Source organism: Pseudomonas sp. W2Oct36 (assembly GCF_041060465.1).
Taxonomy (GTDB): domain Bacteria; phylum Pseudomonadota; class Gammaproteobacteria; order Pseudomonadales; family Pseudomonadaceae; genus Aquipseudomonas; species Aquipseudomonas graminis_B.
The window spans coordinates 16,769-38,873 of the sequence record NZ_JAUERW010000015.1; the positions used below are offsets into that span (position 1 = coordinate 16,769).

The 22,105-nt window shown below is 61.3% G+C and carries 20 protein-coding genes; 10 read left to right on the plus strand and 10 right to left on the minus strand.

Going from position 1 to position 22,105, the window contains the following annotated elements; genetic code table 11:
• Positions 1–36 precede the first annotated feature (36 nt).
• The 3 genes from QWI18_RS18495 to QWI18_RS18505 form a co-directional block, all read right to left on the minus strand.
• Positions 37–846 carry a putative RNA methyltransferase gene (locus tag QWI18_RS18495; RefSeq protein WP_369319495.1) on the minus strand — a complete coding sequence of 270 codons (810 nt, stop codon included), beginning with the start codon at positions 844–846 and terminating at the stop codon, positions 37–39.
• Positions 846–1,997 (minus strand): succinyl-diaminopimelate desuccinylase, encoded by a 1,152-nt coding sequence (gene dapE / locus QWI18_RS18500; protein WP_192132193.1) that lies wholly within the window; start codon positions 1,995–1,997, stop codon positions 846–848. Before dapE ends, QWI18_RS18495 begins: the two co-directional genes overlap by 1 nt.
• Positions 1,998–2,100: 103 nt before the next feature.
• Positions 2,101–4,689: a glycosyltransferase family 2 protein gene (locus QWI18_RS18505; protein WP_192132191.1), complete on the minus strand. Its 2,589-nt coding sequence runs from the start codon at positions 4,687–4,689 to the stop codon at positions 2,101–2,103.
• 232 nt (positions 4,690–4,921) lie between these two features.
• On the opposite strand from QWI18_RS18505, the gene tcdA reads away from it, so the two are divergent.
• Positions 4,922–5,740, plus strand: a complete 819-nt coding sequence (gene tcdA / locus QWI18_RS18510) for a tRNA cyclic N6-threonylcarbamoyladenosine(37) synthase TcdA (RefSeq protein ID WP_065989864.1) — start codon at positions 4,922–4,924, stop codon at positions 5,738–5,740.
• 17 nt (positions 5,741–5,757) lie between these two features.
• On the opposite strand, the gene QWI18_RS18515 is transcribed toward tcdA, so the two are convergent.
• The 4 genes from QWI18_RS18515 to QWI18_RS18530 all read right to left on the minus strand — a co-directional run bounded on the left by QWI18_RS18515 (position 5,758) and on the right by QWI18_RS18530 (position 8,857).
• A complete protein-coding gene (locus QWI18_RS18515) occupies positions 5,758–6,162 on the minus strand; it encodes a SufE family protein (protein ID WP_065989862.1) in 405 nt (134 codons plus the stop codon).
• Complete coding sequence (locus QWI18_RS18520) at positions 6,159–7,364, minus strand: aminotransferase class V-fold PLP-dependent enzyme (RefSeq protein WP_369319496.1); 1,206 nt, start codon at positions 7,362–7,364, stop codon at positions 6,159–6,161. Before QWI18_RS18520 ends, QWI18_RS18515 begins: the two co-directional genes overlap by 4 nt.
• Positions 7,365–7,428: 64 nt before the next feature.
• Positions 7,429–8,463 carry a 2,3,4,5-tetrahydropyridine-2,6-dicarboxylate N-succinyltransferase gene (gene dapD / locus QWI18_RS18525; RefSeq protein ID WP_065989858.1) on the minus strand — a complete coding sequence of 345 codons (1,035 nt, stop codon included), beginning with the start codon at positions 8,461–8,463 and terminating at the stop codon, positions 7,429–7,431.
• A 31-nt stretch (positions 8,464–8,494) separates the two neighbouring features.
• Positions 8,495–8,857 carry an ArsC family reductase gene (locus QWI18_RS18530; RefSeq protein ID WP_369319497.1) on the minus strand — a complete coding sequence of 121 codons (363 nt, stop codon included), beginning with the start codon at positions 8,855–8,857 and terminating at the stop codon, positions 8,495–8,497.
• Between QWI18_RS18530 and QWI18_RS18535 the strand changes: the two genes are divergently transcribed.
• A complete protein-coding gene (locus tag QWI18_RS18535) occupies positions 8,850–9,056 on the plus strand; it encodes a hypothetical protein (protein WP_192132184.1) in 207 nt (68 codons plus the stop codon). The genes QWI18_RS18530 and QWI18_RS18535 overlap by 8 nt on opposite strands.
• Positions 9,057–9,112: 56 nt before the next feature.
• Complete coding sequence (locus tag QWI18_RS18540; protein ID WP_192132182.1) at positions 9,113–10,759, plus strand: Na+/H+ antiporter; 1,647 nt, start codon at positions 9,113–9,115, stop codon at positions 10,757–10,759.
• A gap of 30 nt (positions 10,760–10,789) precedes the next feature.
• On the opposite strand, the gene dapC is transcribed toward QWI18_RS18540, so the two are convergent.
• The 3 genes from dapC to map form a co-directional block, all read right to left on the minus strand.
• Entirely contained in the window at positions 10,790–11,986 is a 1,197-nt protein-coding gene (dapC, locus tag QWI18_RS18545) for a succinyldiaminopimelate transaminase (protein WP_065989852.1), read from the minus strand.
• A 96-nt stretch (positions 11,987–12,082) separates the two neighbouring features.
• On the minus strand, positions 12,083–14,782 hold the full coding sequence (locus QWI18_RS18550; RefSeq protein ID WP_065989850.1) for a [protein-PII] uridylyltransferase: 2,700 nt from the start codon (positions 14,780–14,782) through the stop codon (positions 12,083–12,085).
• An 84-nt stretch (positions 14,783–14,866) separates the two neighbouring features.
• Positions 14,867–15,649, minus strand: coding sequence for a type I methionyl aminopeptidase (gene map / locus QWI18_RS18555; protein WP_065989849.1), 783 nt, complete (start codon positions 15,647–15,649; stop codon positions 14,867–14,869).
• A gap of 338 nt (positions 15,650–15,987) precedes the next feature.
• On the opposite strand from map, the gene rpsB reads away from it, so the two are divergent.
• The 7 genes from rpsB to ispC all read left to right on the plus strand — a co-directional run bounded on the left by rpsB (position 15,988) and on the right by ispC (position 22,075).
• Positions 15,988–16,728: a 30S ribosomal protein S2 gene (rpsB, locus tag QWI18_RS18560; RefSeq protein ID WP_065989848.1), complete on the plus strand. Its 741-nt coding sequence runs from the start codon at positions 15,988–15,990 to the stop codon at positions 16,726–16,728.
• 187 nt (positions 16,729–16,915) lie between these two features.
• The gene (gene tsf / locus QWI18_RS18565; RefSeq protein ID WP_369319498.1) at positions 16,916–17,779 is read left to right on the plus strand and encodes a translation elongation factor Ts; all 864 of its coding nucleotides are present in this window, start codon (positions 16,916–16,918) and stop codon (positions 17,777–17,779) included.
• Between the two features lie 221 nt (positions 17,780–18,000).
• Positions 18,001–18,744: a UMP kinase gene (gene pyrH, locus QWI18_RS18570; protein ID WP_037014256.1), complete on the plus strand. Its 744-nt coding sequence runs from the start codon at positions 18,001–18,003 to the stop codon at positions 18,742–18,744.
• Positions 18,741–19,298, plus strand: coding sequence for a ribosome recycling factor (frr, locus tag QWI18_RS18575; RefSeq protein ID WP_065989845.1), 558 nt, complete (start codon positions 18,741–18,743; stop codon positions 19,296–19,298). Before pyrH ends, frr begins: the two co-directional genes overlap by 4 nt.
• Before the next feature lie 16 nt (positions 19,299–19,314).
• The gene (gene uppS / locus QWI18_RS18580; RefSeq protein ID WP_065989844.1) at positions 19,315–20,070 is read left to right on the plus strand and encodes a polyprenyl diphosphate synthase; all 756 of its coding nucleotides are present in this window, start codon (positions 19,315–19,317) and stop codon (positions 20,068–20,070) included.
• A complete protein-coding gene (locus QWI18_RS18585; RefSeq protein ID WP_065989843.1) occupies positions 20,070–20,888 on the plus strand; it encodes a phosphatidate cytidylyltransferase in 819 nt (272 codons plus the stop codon). The genes uppS and QWI18_RS18585 overlap by 1 nt, the downstream gene beginning before the upstream one ends.
• Complete coding sequence (ispC, locus tag QWI18_RS18590; protein ID WP_296309212.1) at positions 20,885–22,075, plus strand: 1-deoxy-D-xylulose-5-phosphate reductoisomerase; 1,191 nt, start codon at positions 20,885–20,887, stop codon at positions 22,073–22,075. The genes QWI18_RS18585 and ispC overlap by 4 nt, the downstream gene beginning before the upstream one ends.
• Positions 22,076–22,105: the final 30 nt, after the last annotated feature.

A 22,105-nucleotide genomic window follows, 5' to 3' on the forward strand; every position in this document is an offset into this window, starting at 1 on the left:
ACTCGCGGATTCAGTCTGTTCGGGTGCTTCAAGCCGTCAATTCAGGACGAAATAATCGTAGCGCATGGACACCGTAACCTCGAACGGCTCGGCCTGATCGACAACGTTCGCGCGGCGTTCAGCACTGGCGCGCCAGCCGTGGGGCGTCATGGCGAGCAGATTGGCGCGGGCCTGGCCGTCCACCAGTGTCAGGGTGAAGCGCAGGGTTTCGCTGTGCTGCAGGCTCATGCCTTCCGGCACCAGCGCCAGGTGCTTGTCATCGCTGTAATCGCGGACTTCGTCGTACAGGCGCTGGCGCAATTCCATCAGGTGATCATTGGTCGGTCCTACACGCATCAGGCCGCCGCCCGGCGACAGCAGACGCTTGGCCTCGGCCCAGTCGAGCGGGCTGAACACGCTGGCGATGAACTGCATGCTCGCATCCGGCAGCGGCACGCGGGCCATGCTGGCAATCAACCAAGTGATCTTCGGGTCACGTTTGCAGGCGCGCTTCACCGCTTCGCGAGAGATGTCCAGCGCATAGCCGTCAGCGTTGGGCAGGCCCTGGGCGATCTGCGCGGTGTAATAACCCTCGCCGCAACCGATGTCGAGCCAATGCGCGGGGGGGCGCTCGGCAGCCAGTTCTGCCAGCCGTTTGGCCACCGGTGCGTAATGCCCCGCGTTGAGAAAGTCGCGGCGCGCCTCGACCATCGCCTGATTGTCGCCAGGGTCGCGGCTGTTCTTGTGCTGCACGGGCAGCAGGTTCAGGTACCCCTGACGGGCGCGGTCGAAGCGGTGCCCGGCCGGGCACACGACGCCGTTATCCGCTGAATCGAGCGGGGCGGAGCAGATCGGGCAAGTCAGCATCAGGCGAGCAACTTGACCAGAGTCTGGTAGTAGATCTCGGTCAGCACGTCGAGATCGCTGGCGAGGATGCGTTCGTTGACCTGATGGATCGTCGCATTGACCGGCCCCAGTTCAACCACTTGGGTACCGAGGGTGGCGATGAAGCGACCGTCCGACGTGCCGCCGCTGGTCGACGCACGGGTGTCGCGGCCGGTGACGTGTTTGATGCTCGCCGACACTGCGTCCAGCAGCGCACCCGGTTCGGTGAGGAACGGCAGGCCGGACAGCGCCCATTCCACGTGCCAGTCCAGGTCATGCTTGTCGAGAATAGCGGCCACGCGCTGCTTGAGGTCTTCGACGGTGGATTCGGTGGAGAAGCGGAAATTGAACACCGCCACCAGATCCCCCGGGATCACGTTGGTCGCGCCGGTGCCGGAATTCAGGTTGGAAATCTGGAAGCTGGTGGGCGGGAAGAAATCATTGCCGTTGTCCCAGTGCTCGGCGGCCAGCTCGGCCAGCGCAGGTGCTGCCAGATGAATAGGGTTCTTCGCCAGATGCGGGTAGGCGACGTGGCCCTGAATGCCTTTGACGGTGAGGGTTGCGCCCAGTGAGCCGCGACGGCCGTTCTTGACCACATCGCCCACCAGTGTCGTGCTCGACGGTTCGCCGACGATGCACCAGTCGAGACGCTCCTTGCGCGCCGCCAAGCGCTCGACCACCGCTTTGGTGCCGTGGTGGGCCGGGCCTTCTTCGTCGCTGGTGATCAGGTAGGCAATCTTGCCCTTATGGTTCGGGTGGTCGGCAACGAAACGCTCGGTGGCGACAATCATCGACGCCAGGCTGCCTTTCATGTCCGCCGCGCCACGGCCGCAGAGCATGCCGTCTTCGTCGATCAGCGCGCTGAACGGATCGTTCTGCCAGGCCTGAACCGGGCCGGTCGGCACGACGTCGGTGTGACCGGCAAAACACAGCACCGGACCCTCCTGGCTGCCGTGGGTGGCCCAGAAGTTATCCACATCCTGAATACGCATAGGCTCCAGGGCAAAACCGGCATCGCTCAGGCGTTTCATCATCACGGCCTGGCAGTCGGCGTCCAGTGGCGTGACGGATGGGCGACGGATCAGGTCGCAGGCGAGTTGCAGCGTGGGCGAGAGGTCGGCTGGGGCTGTCATGAAAAGTCCGAGATATTGAGTGAAGGCAAGGCGATAAACCGGCGAATAGCTTAAAGCAAAACGGCGACCCGAAGGCCGCCGTTTAGTACAGCGCCCCATTGTTTCAGGCAGTAGCGGGTTCGTCTGCCGGTTTTGGTTTCGGCAGCGAAGACAGAAACGCCATGATCAGCGCCGCGAGGTACGGCAGCGACTGCACCAGCAGCATGATGACCCAGAAGCGCATGTCGTTGCTCGGCAGGCCCTGCACCAGACAGATGCCCAGCGCGGCGCCCCACAGCATCAGCATGATGAACAGCTCTTCGCGGGCCTCGGAAATCGCCACCAGCAAGCCATGGCTTTCGGCGTTTTTCGGGGTGCGGAAGAACGGGATGCTGGTGGTGAAGAACCCGTAGAGCACCGCTTTGGCGATGGTGTGAGACAGCGCCAGCCCCGCGAGGGCCGCATAGAACGCATCCGTGAGGTTCACGCCCACGGCGCGACGGTAAAGGAAGATGATCTTGCCGACCTTGAAGAAGAACAGCGCCAGCGGCGGGATCGCGAAAATCAGCAGCGGCGGGTCAACCCGGTTGGGCACGATGATCATCGCCGACGACCAGAGCAATGCGCCAACCGTGAAGAAGATGTTCATGCCATCGGCCACCCACGGCAGCCACCCCGCGAGGAAGTGATAACGCTGGCCACGGGTCAGTTCGGTGTCTTTGCCGCGCAGCAGGCTGGCGGCGTGACGCTTGATGATCTGAATCGCGCCATACGCCCAGCGGAAACGCTGCTTTTTGAAGTCGATGAAGGTGTCGGGCATCAGGCCCTTGCCGAAGCTGTTGTGGGCGTACGCCGCCGAATAGCCTTTTTCGAACACGCGCAGGCCCAGCTCGGCGTCTTCGCAGATGCACCAGTCCGCCCAGCCCAGTTCTTCCAGAACCGAGCGACGGGTCATGGTCATGGTGCCGTGCTGAATGATCGCGTCGCGGTCGTTGCGGGTGACCATGCCGATGTAGAAGAAGCCTTTGTATTCGGAGTAGCAGAGCTTCTTGAACGCACTTTCGTGCTGATCGCGGTAGTCCTGAGGCGACTGCACCACGGCGATTTTCGGATCGGCGAAGTGAGGGACCATGTGCTTGAGCCAGTTGCGATCAACGCAGTAGTCCGAGTCGATCACGGCAATCACTTCGGCGTCCGGCGCGGTGTGCGGGATCAGGTAGTTCAGGGCGCCGCCCTTGAACCCGGCCAGCGGTGCGACGTGGAAAAACTTGAAGCGCGGGCCGAGCATTTCGCAGTGGGCCTTGACCGGCTCCCACACGGCGGGGTCCTTGGTGTTGTTGTCGATCAGCAACACTTCGAAATCCGGGTAATCCAGTGCGGCCAGTGCGTTGAGGGTCTGTTTGACCATTTCCGGCGGCTCGTTGTAGCAGGGCACGTGGATAGAGACTTTCGGTCTGTAAGCCGAATCCCCTTCAACGGGCAGGAATTCGCGGCGGCGCTTGTGCGTCCACACCGCTTCGGCCAGTTCGTGCGCCTCGGTCAGCAGCACGATGAAAACACCGAACGCGCCCAGTGCCAGTAAAAATCCTACGAGCAGGCTGAACCAGGTGCTGTATTGCTGACTGTAGTCGTAGCCGATCCACACCAGAACCGAGCCGCACAGGAAGGCGATGAAGGTCAGGAATGTCCGGCCACGCTGACGCAGCGCCGAGCCATCAATCAGCAGCAAGGCGAGGGCCAGCATCGCCAATACCGCCGAGCCGATCGCGAGCACGCGCCACTGCGGGATCGCCACGACCGGGCCTTCGAAATTGAATTTCTGCTGGCGGGCAGCGTTGTAAACGCCCCAATACGCCCCGACAGAGCCTTCGTCGCTGGCTTTCCACGGCTGGTCGAAGGCCTCGATCACGAAGTAGTTGAAGCCCTGACGGTTGAGCTTGTTGACCAGCGTGCGCAGGTAAACCGCTTGATCCGCCTGGGTGGCGTCCGCACCGCCACGCATGTGGCCGTTGCTTGGCCAGCCGACTTCAGAGAGCAGCAGCGGTTTTTTCGGGAACATGCGTTTCAATTCGCGGGCGCGGTCGAGCACGTACTGCCCGGCCTTATCCATCGGGATGTATTCCCAGTACGGCAGGATGTGCGCGGCGACCAGGTCAACGTGCTTGGCCAGTTCCGGGTACTTCTCCCAGATATGCCACTGCTCGGACGTGGTCACCGGGACTTTGACGGCGGCGCGCACGCGGTCGAGGGCGGCCATCAGGTCCTTGGGTTTGATCTCTTCGCGGTACAGCGCTTCGTTGCCGACCACCACGCGAACGACGCTGCGCGAGGTGTTCGCCAGTTCGATCGCCGTGGTGATTTCGCGCTCGTTTCGCTCCAGGTCCGGACTGATCCAGATGCCGAGGGTCACCCGCAGGCCGAACTCCTCGGCCAGCTTGGGGATGTCCTTGAGCGTGCCGTCCACCGAGTAGATACGGATGTTGTCCGTCTGCTTGCTCATCAGCTCCAGGTCCTGACGCATTTCTTCGTCGGACGGGTAGAGATCCTTCTGCGGATTCTGTCCCAGCCGGAAAGGCGAATAGGAAAAGCCGGAGATCTGTTCAGGCCAGTTGGGGGCGGTGACGGGGCGGTTGATCAGCGCCCAGAAGCCGGTGAACAGCGCAGCGATCGCCACGACGACAACGAGGTTGAGTCCAAATTTACGCGATGACATAGGTGCTTCAGGTTCCAAAAGGGGAACGGGGAGGAGTGACAGGGTACAGCGGGCCGAAACTTTGGCAACCGACACGTGTTCAAGTTCTGTTCGGCCTCGCATGTGCGACGTTGCCAACTCTCTGCGGGCCTGCCGGGAAAGCGCTGACTTTCAGACCAAACGCCTGCAACTCAGCGCTTTGCGAATCGCCGTCAGGGCCTATAATGCGCGCCGGTTTTTTGGGGTATTGGTCATGAGCACAGAAGATCCGCGTTTCGCTGGCGTCGCCCGCCTGTACGGCATCGAGGGCCTGGAACGCCTGCGCGCGGCCCACGTGGCAGTGGTCGGCATCGGCGGCGTGGGTTCCTGGGCGGCGGAAGCCATGGCGCGCTGTGGCGTGGGCGAGATTTCCCTGTTTGACCTGGACGACGTGTGCGTCAGCAACAGCAACCGCCAGTTGCACGCCCTGAGCAGCACCGTTGGCCGCGCCAAGGTCGAAGTCATGGCCGACCGTCTGCGGGAGATCAATCCCGATTGCGTGGTCCACGCCGTCGCCGACTTCGTCACCCGAGAGACCATGGCCGAATACATCACGCCGGACATCGACTGCGTGCTCGATTGCATCGACAGCGTCAACGCCAAAGCGGCACTCATCGCCTGGTGCAAGCGCCGCAAGATCCAGATCATTACCACCGGCGGCGCGGGTGGGCAGATCGACCCGACCCTGATTCAGGTCTGCGACCTCAACCGGACATTCAACGATCCGCTGGCGTCCAAAGTGCGTTCGACCCTGCGCCGGGACTACGGCTTTTCTCGCACCGTCACCCGCCATTACAGCGTGCCGTGCGTGTTCTCCACCGAGCAACTGCGCTATCCGAAACCGGACGGCAGCATTTGCCTCCAGAAAAGCTTCGTCGGCGACGGCGTGAAGCTGGACTGCGCGGGTGGTTTTGGCGCGGTCATGATGGTCACCGCCACGTTCGGGATGGTCGCCGCGACCAAGGCCGTGGACAAAATCGTCGCCGGCGTGCGACGCCCGTCGGAGCGGACCAAGGAGCAGCCTGCGGCCTGACGGCTGGGTAAGCGGTCTCAGCCGGCCAGCTGTCGCATCTTCTGCAACACGGCATTCAGCCCGTTGCTGCGGGAGGGGGACAGCTGACGGGTCAATCCCAACTGCGTGAACCACTCAACCAGATCCACCTGCTGCAGTTCTTGCAACGACAGGCCGTTGACCCGAGCCAGAAGCAATGCCACCAGCCCCCGAATCAACCGCGCATCGCTGGCAGCGCGGAACTGCCAGTGCCCGTCGATCACGTCGCCCATCAGCCAGACCTTGCTCTCGCAGCCGTCCACCCGATGCTCGTCGGTTTTTTCTTCGTCGCTCATGGGCGGCAGCCGATCACCCCATTGCATCAGCAACCGTGCGCGCTGCTCCCAGCTCAATGACCCGTTGAAGGTCTCCAGCGCCGCATGCGCATCGGACGGCAGGCTCATCGCAACAGCTCCAACGCTTGATCCAGTGCGATGAAAAACCGCTCCAGATCATCGGAATCGTTGTACAGCCCCAGCGACACGCGGATTGCGCCAGAGAGGCCCAAACCACTGATCAACGGGATGGCGCAGTGGTGACCGGCGCGAACGGCAACCCCTTGCTCGGTCAGCAGGTGCGCAAGATCGGCGTTGTGCACGCCCTCGACGATGAAACTCACCAGCGCCACGTGGGGATCGCCCAGCACTCTTACGCCGTCGCGCAGCATCAGCCCGGCGCGCAGCCGCTCATGCAGGCGGGCTTCGTATTCGGCGACAGCGGATTGATTGAGTGCGTTGAGATAATCCAGCGTCGCGCCGAGGCCGATCACCGCGCTGATGGGCGGCGTGCCCGCCTCGAAGCCCAGCGGTGCAGGACGAAACGTAGCCGTCTGGTAACCGGTCTGCAGGACCATTTCGCCGCCGAACTGCCAATGCTGCAACTGTGCCAGCGCCTGATGTCGGCCGAACAGCACGCCCACGCCGTCCGGGCCATAGAGCTTGTGGCTGGAAAACACATAGAAGTCGCAGCCGATGTCCTGCACATCGTGTCGGCCATGGACGACGCCTTGGGCGCCATCAATCACCGTCAGCGCGCCCTGTGCCTGGGCCAGCGCGACCAGTTGCCGGACCGGCTGCCAGGTGCCGAGCACGTTGGACAACTGGCTGACTGCCAGCAATCGGGTGCCTGGAGTGATGAGTTCGGCGGCGGCCTCAACATCAATCACACCCGCCTCGGTGACGGGCAGGACAACCAGCTTCAGGTCGCGACGCAGGGCCAGTTGCTGCCAGGGCAACAGATTGGCGTGGTGCTCCAGCGCGCTGATGACAATCTCGTCGCCGGCCTGGAACACATGCTCCAGACCATACGCGAGCAGGTTGAACGCGGACGTGGCACCATGGGTGAAAACGATCTGCCCGGCCGCTCCTGCATTCAGCCATTCGCCGGCCTTGCGCCGCGTGTCCTCGAAGGCCTGTGTTGCCATCGCGCCCGGCAGGTGCTGGGCGCGATGCACGTTCGCCGCGCCATTGGCGTAGTAATGCACCGTGGCGTCGATCAGGGCTTGGGGCTTTTGGGCGGTGGCGGCGCTGTCCAGGTAGATCTGGCCTTGCCGTTGCAGGGCGTCGATGGCCGGAAAGTCAGCGCGCCAGGGAGAAATGAGGGGCATATCAGTCACGCTCGTTGAGGCGGGTTCGGCCCCTGAAGGAAACCGAACCCGCACGCAGCATCGATCAGTTGTGAGCGTGCAGCGCTTCGTTCAGCTCGATGGCCGACTTGTGGGATTTGCACTCCACTGCGCCGGTCTGCGAGTTGCGACGGAACAGCAGGTCTGGTTGGCCGGCCAGCTCACGGGCCTTCACGACTTTGACCAGCTCGTTTTTGTCGTCCAGCAGCGCCACTTTGGTGCCGGCGGTGACGTACAGACCGGCTTCAACGGTGTTGCGATCGCCCAACGGAATGCCGATGCCGGCGTTCGCGCCGATCAGGCAGCCTTCGCCGACCTTGATCACCATGTTGCCGCCGCCCGACAGCGTGCCCATGGTCGAGCAGCCGCCGCCCAGGTCCGAACCCTTGCCGACGAATACGCCAGCCGACACGCGACCTTCGATCATGCCCGGGCCTTCGGTGCCGCCGTTGAAGTTGACGAAACCTTCGTGCATCACGGTGGTGCCTTCGCCGATGTAGGCGCCCAGACGCACGCGCGCCGTGTCAGCGATGCGCACACCGGCCGGCACGACGTAGTCGGTCATTTTCGGGAATTTGTCCACCGAGAAGACCTCCAGAAAGTGGCCTTTCAGGCGAGCTTCCAACTGACGCTCGGCCAGTTCGCCTAGGTCGATGGCGCCCTGGCTGGTCCACGCGACGTTCGGCAGCAGGGGGAACACGCCGGCGAGGCTCAAACCGTGGGGCTTGACCAGACGATGGGACAGCAAATGCAGCTTGAGGTAAGCCTCAGGGGTGGAGGTCAGCGCGGCGTCTTCAGCCAGCAGCGTGGCAACCAGCGGGTTGTGGCTTTCGGCGAGTCGGGTCAGCAGTGCGGCCTGGGTGTCGTCGATACCCTTGAGTGCATTGGCCAGACGCGAGGACAGATCGGTGTTGAATGCGATGGCCTGATTGCCACCGGTGTAGCCGAGGATCGGCGCGATGGCGGCGACGATTTCAGCCGACGGGTTGAGCAGCGGCAGGGCGTAGAAAACTTCCAGCCAGGTGCCTTGACGGTTTTGTGTGCCAACGCCAAAGGCCAGGCTGAACAGAGAAGTGGACATGCAGATACCTCGTTATTTAGGGCTATCTCAATCAGGCGATAGCCGCAGCGTACAGTTCGGGTTTAAAGCCAATCAGGGTTTTGTCGCCAAGATCCAGCACCGGGCGTTTGATCATCGAGGGCTGGGCGAGCATCAGCTCAATGGCCTTTTCCTGGTCGAGGTCGGCTTTCTGCGCCTCCTCCAGTTTGCGAAAGGTCGTGCCGGCGCGGTTGAGGACCGTCTGCCAGCCATGCTCGTTGCACCAACGGGTCAGGTGGTCCCGATCAATGCCCTGGGTCTTGTAGTCGTGGAAATCGTAATTCACCGATTTTTCATCGAGCCAGGTGCGCGCCTTCTTCATTGTGTCGCAAGCCCTGATCCCAAACAGGTGCAACGTGTGGGTTTCCTTGGCCATCGGCCTGCTCCTTTCGGGACGGTTGAAAAAAACGGTGGAGGATTATGCCACGTACACGCCGGGTAAGCGCGGCGGGCCGACGCTTTGTCCGTTCGAGGTGGGTTTGCGCGGCGTGACCTGGGGCGACAATGGCCGGCTATCAGGGATGTATCAGAAGCCCATGATCCCTTGCAGCCGCTATGAGGGGCACTTTGCCTGACGCATCGGGTCTGTTGCCGATGTCAGTCATGTGCCACACGCTTGGGGAAACACGCAATGCAAACAGCCTATACCGTCCTTATCTTGTTGACGCTGGTAGGTGTCTCGCGATTGCTGGCCCGGGTGATTCCGCTGCCGTTGCCGCTGGTGCAGATCGCCGCGGGCGCCTTGCTCGCCTGGCCGACGCTGGGCCTGCACGTGGCGCTCGACCCTGAGCTGTTCCTGTTTCTGTTCCTGCCGCCGCTGCTGTTTTCCGATGGCTGGCGCATGCCCAAGCGCGATCTCTGGCGCTATCGCGGCGCAATCCTGACCCTCGCGGTCGGGCTGGTGATTTTTACCGTGATCGGCGCCGGTTACTTCATCCACTGGCTGCTGCCTTCCATTCCCTTGCCTGTCGCCTTTGCCTTGGCCGCGGTGCTGTCCCCGACCGACGCCGTGGCGGTCTCGGCCATCGCCCAGGACCGGCTGCCCGCGCCGATCATGCGCATGCTCCAGGGCGAGGCATTAATGAACGACGCCACCGGCCTGGTCACCTTTAAGTTTGCCCTCGCAGCTGCCATCACAGGCGTGTTCTCCCTGACCGATGCCAGCCTGAATTTTGTGCTGGTGGCGTGTGGCGGTCTGGCCGTGGGCGTTGCGCTCAGTTGGGTGGTGGGGCGTCTGCGCAGCCGGATGATCACCCGGGGCTGGGATGATCCGGCGACCCACGTTGTCTTCATGTTGCTGCTGCCGTTCGCCGCTTACGTCCTGGCCGAGCGCCTTGAACTGTCCGGCATTCTCTCGGCGGTGGCGGCGGGGATGATGCAAAGCTGGGTCGATCTGCTGCCCCGCCAGACCACCACTCGACTGCTCAATCGCAGCGTGTGGACCCTCCTGGAGTTTGCCTTCAACGGCCTGATCTTCCTGCTGCTGGGCTTGCAACTGCCGGACATCATTACCGCCGTTACCCACCACGAAGCGACCCTGTGGCCGACACTGTTGTGGCGTTGCCTGGATGTGCTGGCGATTTTCGTCGTGCTGGCGGTGTTGCGTTACATCTGGGTGCAGAGCGTCTGGCGGCTGATGATCCAGATTCGGCGCTGGCGCGGCAGGGGCGACGGCACGCTGGATCTGTCGACCCGTTCTTCATTGCTGCTGACGGTGGGCGGGGTGCGCGGTGCAGTCACGCTCGCGGGTACGTTGTCGGTGCCGCTGCTGATCAGCGCCGGCGTCGACTTTCCCGAGCGTGATTTGCTGATTTTCATCGCGGCAGGGGTGATCCTGCTGTCGCTGGTGTCGGCGAGCATTGGCTTGCCGCTGCTTCTGCGTGGGCAGGTCAATGAGCCGGACACGCGCATGAAGCGCGAAGTGCGGGATGCCTGGAAACGGACGGCTCAGGCGGCAATCAAGACACTGGAGAGCGAAGCGATCCCCGCAGCCACGGATTCACCCGAGGCTGCGCAGGCGGTGCTCGCGATAGAAGTAAAGGCGCGGATCATGTCCGAATACCGCCAGCGTCTGGATATATTCAACGACACCGCCGAGGCCCAGGCGCTGGCCTTCCAGATGGACCAACTGGAGAAACGCATGCGCCTCAACGCCCTGCGTGCCCAGCGTCTGGAGCTTTACAACCTGCACCGTCATCACCAGATCGGCGATGACGTGCTGCGCCTGGTGCTGGCGGAACTCGATCTCAACGAAGCCAATCTGGGTCTGGCGCACTGAGGCACGAATAACGCCTCAGCAAGACAGGTATCAGCGGCTCGTGACGAAATCCCGGATGCGCTCGGCGGCTTCGATGCACTCGGCCAGCGGTGCGACCAGTGCCATGCGCACGCGGCCGGCGCCGGGGTTGAAGCCGTCGACGTCCCGGGACAGGTATGACCCCGGTACCACGGTCACGTGTTCAGTGACGAACAGATCACGGCAGAACTTCGCGTCATCAGTCCCGACGTTGGGCCACAGATAGAAGCCGCCGTCGGGGCGCTGCACGTCCATGACCGGGCTGAGGATTTCCAGCACAGCGTCAAACTTCTCCCGGTACAGCGTGCGGTTGGCGCGCACGTGTTCTTCGTCGCTCCAGGCCGCGATGCTTGCCAGTTGCGTTTGCACCGGCATTGCGCAGCCGTGGTAGGTGCGATAGAGCAGAAACGCCTTGAGAATGTCGGCATCGCCTGCGACAAAACCTGAACGCAGGCCCGGCAGGTTCGAACGCTTGGACAGGCTGTGGAACACCACGCAGCGCTTGAAATCCTGGCGACCCAGTTCCGCGCAGGCGCTGAGCAGCCCGGCCGGCGGGGTCGCTTCGTCAAAATAAAGCTCGCTGTAGCACTCGTCGGCCGCGATCACGAAATCGTGCTTGTCGGCCAGCGCAATAAGCTTCTTCAGGGTTTCCAGCGGGATCAGCGCACCGGTCGGGTTGCCCGGCGAGCACAGAAACAGAATCTGGCAGCGGTCCCAGACATCAGCACTGACCGCGTCGAAATCCGGGTTGAACCCATGTTCGGCCAGGCAAGGCAGATAGTGCGGAGTGGCGCCGGCCAGAAACGCCGCGCCCTCATAGATTTGGTAAAACGGGTTGGGGCTGATCACCAAACCGTTGTCAGCGCGATTGACGACCGTCTGGGTAAAGGCAAACAGCGCCTCGCGGGTGCCGTTGACCGGCAGCACATGTTTCGCCGCATCCAGCCAGCCGGCCGGCACGCTGAAACGGCGCTCGCACCAGTGAGCGATGGCTTCACGCAGCGCAGGAATCCCTGCCGTGGTCGGGTAGACCGCCATCTGATCGAGGTTGTCGGCCAGCGCCTTGGCCACGAACTCTGGCGACTTGTGCTTGGGTTCGCCGATCGACAGGGCGATCGGACGTTTGTCCGGATTCGGCGTGACGGCACCGAGCAAAGCGCGGAGTTTCTCGAAAGGGTAGGGCTGAAGCTGCTGCAGGGCGTTATTCATGTCGAATCGTTCTCAAGGCTGGGCGCCCGCACTCGTGTTCACGATGTGGCAGGGCGCCGTTGAATCAAGTCGGTATGGCTGGCCGTCCTGGCCGGTTCAAATGCTGATGCGCAACTCGCTGCCGGGCTCGGGATTGACGCTGAGCTGTTCGACGATTTCATCCTGCAGGCGTCGGCACAGCTGCGGATCGGACAGCGGCTGGTGGTTTTCATCGGTCAGGAAGAACACGTCTTCCACGCGCTCGCCCAACGTGGCGATCTTGGCGTTCTGCAGTGACAGATCGAACTCCAGGAAGATCTTGCCCAGTCGCGCCAGCAGCCCGGGGCGATCCGGCGCGCTGAGTTCCAGCACCGTGACTGGCCGTTGCGCGTCGTTGGAAATCGTCACCACAGGCGCGAAGGCAAAGTGCTTGAGCTGACGCGGTACCCGGCGTTTGATGATCGTCGGGTAATCGTCGGGGTTGCGCAGCGCCTCGGTCAGCCCTTCACGAATGGCCTTGATGCGCTCCGGGTTTTCACCGATCGAACCGCCTTCACTGTCGAGCACGATGTAGGTGTCGAGGGTGAACTGGCTGGTGGAGGTGATGACCCGGGCGTCGTGAATGTTCAGGTTCAGCTGGTCCATCGCCGCCACGGTCACGGCGAAGAAGTCATGCTGGTCGGGCGCATAAATGAATATCTGCGTGCCGCCTTCGAACTCGCGCTGGGTGGTTTCCTTGATCAGCACCAACGGGCCGCCATCGGCCGGCTGCTGCAAAATCGCGTCGCTGTGCCAGGCCACGTCACCTGCGGTGTGACGCAGGAAATAGTCATCACCCAGTTGCGACCACAATTGCTCGACGTCGTCGGGATCAGTGCCGCTGCGCACCAGAATATCCAGGGCGGCGCTTTGGGTGCGACGGATCTGCTCCTCGCGGTCGACCGGATTCTCCAGCCCACGCTTGAGTGCGCGCTTGGTCTCGGTGTACAGCTGGCGCAACAGGCTGGCCCGCCACGAGTTCCACAGCGTCGGATTGGTCGCGTTGATGTCGGCGATGGTCAGCACGTAGAGGTAGTCCAGATGCACTTCATCGCCGACGAACTGGGCGAAGTCGTGAATCACCTGCGGGTCGGACAAGTCCTTGCGCTGGGCGGTGGTCGACATCACCAGATGGTTCTGCACCAGCCAGACAATCAGCTGGGTGTCCCAGTGGGGCAGGTGATGACGAATGCCGAACGCTTCGGCATCCACCGCGCCCAGTTCCGAATGATCGCCGCCGCGGCCCTTGCCGATGTCGTGGTACAGCCCGGCCAGATAAATAAGCTCGGGCTTGGGCAGTCTGGCCATGAGCTTGCTGGCCAGCGGGAATTTCTCTGACACCTGCGTGTATTGCAGCTTACGCAGGTGCTTGATCAGGTTCAGCGTATGGGCGTCGACCGTGTAGATGTGGAACAGGTCGTGCTGCATTTGCCCGACGATGTGGCCGAACTCTGGCAGGTACAGCCCGAGAATGCCGTAACGGTTCATCCGCCGCAGGTTGCGGTGGATGCCGATCTCGCATTTGAACAACTCGATGAACAGGCTGGTGTTGCGGATATCGTTGCGGAAATCGTCGTTGATCAGGTAGCGGTGTTCCCGCAGCAGCCGGATGGTGTCGGCGCGCACGCCTTTTATTTCCGGGCGCTGCGCCATCAGCACGAAGATCTCGAGCATCGCGAACGGCGTGCGCTTGAAAACGTTTGGATGAGTCGCCTCGATGTAGCCGTCATGCAGCTGGAAGCGCGAGTTGATCGTCTCGGTGACCGTGCCTTCATCGTCCGCGAGAATCACTTCTTCGAAGTGCTGGATGATCAGGTCGCTGAGCTGCGCAATGCTCATGACCTCCCGGTAGTACTTCTGCATGAAGCGCTCTATGGCCAGCTTGGCGTCACTGTCTTCGTAACCCAGCAGGCGCGCGATGCTGGTCTGGTAATCGAACAGCAGTCGGTCTTCGGAACGACCGGCCAGCATGTGCAGCGCATAACGGACCTTCCACAGAAATTCCTGGGAGGACGCCAGCAGCGCGTTTTCGCTCTCCAGCAGAAAACCCTCGTCGGCCAGTGCGTGCAGATTCAGCGTGCCGTACTGGCGACGGGCAACCCAGAGAATGGTCTGAATATCCCGCAGCCCGCCGGGCGAGCCTTTGACGTTGGGCTCAAGGTTGTACTCAGTGTCGAAATATTTGTGATGACGGTTCTTCTGCTCGGCGCGTTTGGCCAGGAAGAACTCCTTGCTCGGCCACATTTCGCGGGTGCTGGTGACGGCGAGCATGCGTTGACGCAGTCGCTCGGGGCCGGCAATCGTGCGGCTCTCCATCAAATTCGTAATGACGGTGAGATCGGCCCGTGCCTCGGTGACGCATTCGTCCACTGAACGCACGCTCTGACCGACCTCCAGGCCGATGTCCCACAGCAGCGTCAGAAAACGCTCGATGGAATCGCGGAAAACCTCATGGTCGGCGCTGTCCAGCAGGATCAGCAGATCAATGTCGGAGTAGGGGTGCAGTTCGCCGCGACCGTAGCCGCCGACCGCCAGCAGGGCGATGTCGGCGTCTTCGCTCCAGTCGAACTGATCCCAGGCCTGCTGCAGGATGTTATCGACGAACCAGGCGCGGTCTTCGATCAGGCGGCGAATTTCACGGCCTGACTTGAAGCGTCCGTCCAGCACTTCACGCGCCTGACGGATAGCTTTCTTGAAGGCGGGTATGGGGCTGGCCTTCAGCGCCAGCTCGGCCTGAAACTGGCCGCGATCGAACAAATCTGGGTCCACCTGCGGCATCGAACTGCTTTCCTTCTATCTATACCGACCGTGCTAAACCGACCGTGCTGGCTGTAACGACCACAATGGCGAGTAACGTCGCGATCAGGCCGAGGTGCGGGCGATGGTGTCATCGCTGCGCAGGGTGAAGATTTCGTAGCCGGTCGCGGTCACCAGAATGGTGTGCTCCCACTGCGCCGACAGCTTGCGGTCCTTGGTGATGGCTGTCCAGCCGTCGCCCAGCAAGCGGGTGTCAGCCTTGCCCTGATTGATCATCGGTTCGATGGTGAAGGTCATGCCTTCCTTGAGCTCCATTCCTTTACCGGCCTCGCCGTAGTGCAGAATTTGCGGCTCTTCATGGAAGACCCTGCCGATGCCGTGGCCGCAGTATTCGCGGACGACGGAGAAGCCGTTCTTTTCGGCATGTTTCTGGATCACTTCGCCGATATCGCCCAGGCGCGCACCGGGCTTGACCACTTCGATGCCTTTATAAAGGCACTCTTGGGTGACGCGGGACAAACGCTCGGCCCACTCAGGCACCTTGCCCACGTGGAACATCTTGCTGGTATCACCGTGGTAGCCGTCCTTGATGACGGTCACGTCGATGTTCAGCACGTCACCATTCTTGAGCGGCTTCTCGTTCGGAATGCCGTGGCAGACGACATGGTTGATCGAAGTACAGATGGATTTCGGGAAACCCTTGTAATTCAGCGGCGCCGGAATGGCTTTCTGCTCGTTGACGATGTAATCGTGGCAGAGGCGGTCCAGCTCGTCGGTGGTGACGCCAGGCTTTACATGGGCGCCGATCATTTCCAGCACGTCGGCAGCCAGGCGGCCGGCAATTCGCATCTTTTCGATGTCTTCGGGGGTTTTCAGTGTCACGGTCATTAAACAGGCTCTCTCGGCGCGGCGCAGCCACGGCTTGATACGGAAAAAACGCGATTCTACCAGACCGTCGTCAGGCGGGTTATCATCCCGTCTCCCATCGAGCAGGCAGGGTGCCTGACGGCTCGCACGAGGGAGGCAAAAGCGTCGGGAAAACAGGCTCTTATTTCGAGTTCCGTTATCCGGTTTTTTGTGATATAAAATGCGCCGCTTTACGGGGTCTGCCCCGAAAGCTCTAACCCACACACGTGTCGACACGATGACCTGGGTGCCTTCGGCTCAAGCCGCTGGTTGGTCATTGGGATACGTGGAGGCCTAACCCGACTTATCAAGGAACTATCATGTCCCAAGTCAACATGCGCGATATGCTGAAGGCCGGTGTGCACTTCGGTCACCAGACCCGTTACTGGAACCCGAAAATGGGTAAATACATTTTCGGCGCGCGCAACAAGATTCACATCATCAACCTTGAAAAAACCCTGCCTATGTTCAACGAAGCTTTGACTTTCGTTGAGCGCCTGGCCCAGGGCAAAAACAAGATTCTGTTCGTCGGCACCAAGCGTTCCGCTGGCAAGATCGTTGCTGAAGAAGCAGCACGTTGCGGTTCGCCGTACGTCGATCACCGCTGGTTGGGCGGCATGCTGACCAACTTCAAGACCATCCGCGCTTCCATCAAGCGTCTGCGTGATCTCGAAGTCCAGGCAGAAGACGGCACTTTCACCAAGCTGACCAAGAAAGAGGCGCTGATGCGCACTCGCGATCTGGAAAAGCTGGATCGTAGCCTGGGTGGTATCAAGGACATGGGCGGTCTGCCAGACGCTCTGTTCGTTATCGACGTTGATCACGAGCGCATCGCGATCACCGAAGCCAACAAGCTGGGTATCCCGGTCATCGGCGTTGTCGACACCAACAGCAGCCCTGAAGGCGTTGACTACATCATCCCGGGCAACGATGACGCAATCCGCGCCATTCAGTTGTACATGGGTTCGATGGCTGACGCTGTGATCCGTGGTCGCAACAACAATGCTGGCGGCACCGACGTTTACGCTGAAGAAGCTCCAGCGGCAACTGTTGAAGGCTGAGTAACAAACGCCTGGCGTTGACTCAGTACGCAAAAAGGGGGCTTGGCCCCCTTTTTGCCACCTCGAAAACCATCTGACGTTGCCATCGATCTTATTGTCATGTGCAGCAGTCACCATGGATTTTCAAGAATTTGAACGCCCGCATTGCGGGTGGAATGGTTGAAGACCTATCCAAGAGGATTTTGAAATGGCAGAGATTACTGCAGCGTTGGTTAAAGAACTGCGCGAGCGTACCGGCGAAGGCATGATGGATTGCAAAAAGGCCTTGACCAAGGCTGGCGGCGACATCGAGAAAGCCATCGACGATATGCGTGCTTCGGGCGCAATCAAGGCAGCCAAGAAAGCAGGCAACGTTGCTGCTGAAGGCGCCATCGCCATCAAGGACGACGGCAAAGCCGCAGTCCTGATCGAAGTCAACTCCCAGACCGACTTCCTGGCTCTGCAGGATGACTTCAAGGCATTCGTCGCTAAAAGCGTCGAGAAAGCCTTCGCTGACAAGCTGACCACCGCTGAGCCTCTGGTTGAAGCGATGGAAGCTGATCGTCTGGTTCTGGTCGGCAAGGTTGGCGAGAACGTCAACATCCGTCGTCTGGCGCGCATCGAAGGCGACGTTCTGGGTTCTTACCTGCACGGCAACAAGATCGGTGTGGTTGTCGTCCTCAAGGGCGGCGATGCAGAGCTGGCCAAAGACATCGCGATGCACGTAGCAGCGACCAACCCTGAGTTCCTGCTGCCTTCGGACGTTTCCCCGGCAGCGATCGAGCGCGAGAAGAATGTCTTCATGCAACTGAACGAAGACAAGCTGAAAGGCAAACCTGCTGAAATCGCCGAGAAGATGGTTGGCGGTCGTATCAGCAAGTTCCTGGCTGAAGCCAGCCTGGTTGAGCAAGCGTTCGTCAAGAACCCGGAAATCAAGGTCGGTGAACTGGCCAAGAAAGCCGGCGCTGAAATCGTTTCCTTCACCTACTTCAAAGTAGGCGAAGGCATCGAGAAGCCAGTCGACAACTTCGCTGAAGAAGTCGCTGCTCAAGTAGCTGCAAGCAAGCAATAAGACGGTTTCCAACTGTCGCCCCGAAGAGGCTGCCCGCTCACGCGCGCAGCCTCTTTGTCAAAGCGGTACGCGGAATTGTTATGGCTGCACGTAATTTGTTTTTGCAGGAAGTTGGGCCTACGAGGCTGCAATTCCCTGAAGCAGTGACCTAGAGTGAGCGCAGGTCGAAAACGGCCCGCAACTCGAACGATTTTTTTCAAACGCCGCAGGAGAGATTCGCAATGGCTCAGCAGGGCAGTGGCTATCAAGCTCGCTATAAACGCATTCTACTCAAGCTCAGCGGCGAGGCCCTGATGGGGTCGGAAGAGTTCGGCATCGACCCCAAGGTGCTGGATCGCATGGCCCTTGAAGTTGGTCAGTTGGTCGGCATCGGCGTTCAGGTCGGCTTGGTCATCGGTGGCGGTAACCTGTTCCGCGGCGCAGCGCTGAGCGCGGCCGGCATGGATCGGGTCACTGGCGACCACATGGGCATGCTGGCCACCGTGATGAATGCGCTGGCCATGCGTGACGCGCTGGAGCGCGCCAACATCTCGGCCATCGTAATGTCGGCCATTTCCATGGTGGGCGTGACCGATCACTACGACCGTCGCAAAGCCATGCGTCACCTGAATGCCAAGGAAGTCGTGATTTTCGCGGCCGGTACCGGCAATCCGTTCTTCACCACGGATTCGGCAGCGTGCCTGCGCGCGATCGAGATCGACGCTGATGTCGTGCTGAAAGCAACCAAGGTCGATGGTGTGTACACTGCCGATCCATTCAAGGACCCGCATGCCGAGAAGTTCGATCGTCTGACCTATGACGAAGTGCTGGATCGCAAGCTGGGTGTAATGGATCTGACAGCCATCTGTCTGTGTCGTGACCACAAGATGCCACTGCGTGTCTTCAATATGAACAAGCCCGGCGCCCTGCTGAACATCGTGCATGGCGGCGCGGAAGGTACTTTGATCGAGGAAGGCGAACAATGATCAACGAAATCAAGAAAGACGCTCAAGAGCGGATGAAGAAATCCCTTGAGTCCTTGGCCCATGCATTCGGCCAGATCCGTACCGGCAAGGCCCACCCGAGCATTCTCGGCAGTGTGATGGTGCCGTACTACGGTTCCGACACCCCGTTGAGCGGCGTGGCCAACGTGACCGTGAAGGACTCCCGTACGCTGCAGGTCGTGGCGTTCGAGCGCAACATGCTTTCTGCGGTCGACAAGGCCATTCAGAGTGCTGGTCTGAACCTCAACCCGACCAACCTGGGCGAGATGCTGTTGATCTCCATGCCTGCTCTGACGGAAGAGACCCGCAAGGGTTTCACCAAGCAGGCACGCAGTGCCGCAGAAGACGCTCGCGTTGCCGTGCGTAACATCCGTCGTGACGCTTTGGGTGAACTGAAGAAGCTGGTCAAGGACAAGGAAATCAGCGAAGACGAAGAGCGCCGCGCTGCTGCCGACATCCAGAAGCTGACGGACAAGGCTGAGGCTGACATCGACGCCGCGACCAAGTCCAAAGAAGCGGACCTGATGGCCGTATAAGGGCCGGGAAGCTTTCATGGATAAGACAAAGCTGGCTGCGCCGGCATCGGTGCCGCGTCATGTCGCGATCATCATGGATGGGAACAACCGCTGGGCCAAAAAGCGCCTGCTACCCGGTGTAGCGGGCCACAAGGCCGGGGTCGATGCTGTTCGTGCCGTGATTGAAGTCTGTGCAGAGGCCAAGGTCGAAGTGCTGACCTTGTTCGCGTTCTCCAGCGAGAACTGGCAGCGCCCGGCGGAAGAGGTCGGCGCGCTGATGGAGTTGTTTTTCACGGCGCTGCGTCGCGAAACCAAGCGCCTGAACGAGAACGGCATCAGTCTGCGCATCATCGGCGACCGTTCGCGGTTTCATCCCGAGCTTCAGGCCGCCATCCGCGAAGCCGAGCAGCGCACGGCTGAAAACAGCCGCTTTGTTTTGCAGATTGCCGCCAACTACGGCGGTCAGTGGGATATCGCTCAGGCAGCCCAGCGGCTGGCCCGTGAAGTTCAGGCAGGCCACTTGCGGCCGGACGACATCACTCCGGAGCTTCTGCAGACGTGCCTGGCCACTGGCGATCTGCCGTTGCCCGACCTCTGCATCCGCACGGGCGGCGAGCACCGCATCAGCAACTTCCTGCTCTGGCAGCTGGCCTATGCCGAGCTGTATTTCTCCGACCTGTTCTGGCCGGACTTCAAACACGATGCCATGCGCACTGCGCTGGCCGATTTCGCTTCTCGCCAACGCCGCTTCGGGAAAACCAGCGAGCAGGTAGAAGCTGGAGCCCGCGCTTAATGCTTAAACAACGAATCATCACTGCGCTGATCCTTGCGCCGCTGGCCCTGTGCGGTTTCTTCCTGCTCGAAGGCGGCAGCTTTGCATTGTTCATTGGTGCAGTCGTCGTGCTCGGCGCATGGGAGTGGGCGCGTCTCTCCGGCTTCGAGGCGCAATCTTCCCGCGTTCTGTACGCCGTGGTGGTCGCTGCGCTGCTGTTTCTGTTGTACCTGTTGCCCGACCTCGCGCCTTGGTTGCTGGTGGCGGCGCTGATCTGGTGGCTGGTGGCAACCTGGCTGGTGCTGACCTATCCCGAGTCCAGCGAGCACTGGTCCAGTGCCATCTGCAAGCTGCTGATCGGTTTGCTGATACTGCTGCCGGCGTGGCAGGGTCTGGTGCTGATCAAGCAAATGCCGCTGGGCAACTGGCTGATCCTGTCGGTGATGATTCTGGTGTGGGGTGCCGACATTGGCGCCTATTTCTCCGGCAAGGCATTCGGCAAGCGCAAGCTGGCGCCGAAGGTCAGCCCGGGTAAAAGCTGGGAAGGCCTTTATGGTGGTCTGGCGGCGTGCCTGCTGATCACTGCGGCGGTGGGTGTCTATCGCGGCTGGTCGCTGGGCGAAATCATCTTCGCGCTGGTGTGCGCGGCGATCGTCGTGCTGATCTCGGTCGTCGGTGACCTCACTGAGAGCATGTTCAAGCGCAAATCCGGGCTCAAGGACAGCAGCAACCTGCTGCCAGGCCACGGTGGTGTGCTGGATCGCATCGACAGCCTGACCGCTGCCATTCCGGTGTTCGCATTGCTGCTCTGGGCTGCCCAGGACTGGGGCGTGATGTGAGTACGCCTCAGCTCATTACCGTGCTTGGCGCGACGGGCTCGGTCGGGTTAAGTACGCTGGACGTCATTGCACGGCACCCGTCGAGGTACCAGGTGTTTGCCCTGACGGGCTACACGCGTCTGGCCGAGCTGCTGGCGTTGTGCGTTCGACATACCCCGCAATTCGCCGTGGTTCCGACGACAGCCGCCGCGCGGCAGTTGCAGGACGACCTGCGCGCCGCGGGTCTCGATACCCGCGTGCTGGTGGGGGAGGGCGGGCTCTGTGAAGTGTCTGCACACCCTCTGGTGGATACCGTGCTGGCCGCGATCGTCGGTGCCGCCGGTTTGCGTCCGACCCTGGCCGCTGTCGAGGCGGGCAAGAAGGTCCTGCTGGCCAACAAAGAAGCGCTGGTCATGTCCGGCGCCTTGTTCATGCAGGCTGTTCGTCGCAGTGGGACGGTGCTGCTGCCGCTTGACAGCGAACACAACGCGATCTTCCAGTGCTTGCCGCGTGATTACGAAAGCGGTCTCGAGAAGGTTGGCGTCAGGCGCATTCTGCTGACCGCATCCGGTGGCCCGTTCCGGCAGACACCGCTCGCCGAGCTGGAGCACGTTTCCCCGGATCAGGCCTGCGCCCATCCCAACTGGTCCATGGGCCGCAAGATTTCCGTCGATTCCGCCAGCATGATGAACAAGGGCCTTGAGCTGATCGAAGCCTGCTGGCTGTTCGACACGACGCCCTCGCGGATCGAGGTGGTGATTCACCCTCAGAGCGTGATCCATTCGATGGTCGATTACGTCGACGGCTCGGTGCTCGCGCAGTTGGGTAATCCCGACATGCGTACGCCGATTGCCCACGCGCTGGCCTGGCCCGAGCGCATCGACTCAGGTGTCTCGCCGCTGGATCTGTTCAGCATCGCGCGGCTGGACTTCGAGGCACCGGACGAAGTGCGCTTCCCATGCCTGCGTCTGGCACGGCAAGCTGCTGAGGCGGGCGACAGTGCACCTGCGGTACTGAATGCTGCCAATGAAGTCGCGGTCGCGGCGTTTCTGGACAAGCGCATTCGCTACCCGGAAATCGCGAGTATGATCGACGAGGTTCTGAACCTTGAGCCCGTCGTCGCCGTGTCCGAGCTGGAGACGGTTTTCGAGATCGATGCGCGAGCGCGTGCGCTGGCTGAGCAATGGCTAGGGCGCAATGGTCGCTAGGCAGTCGGGTCAGGCAGTAATGTTTCTTAT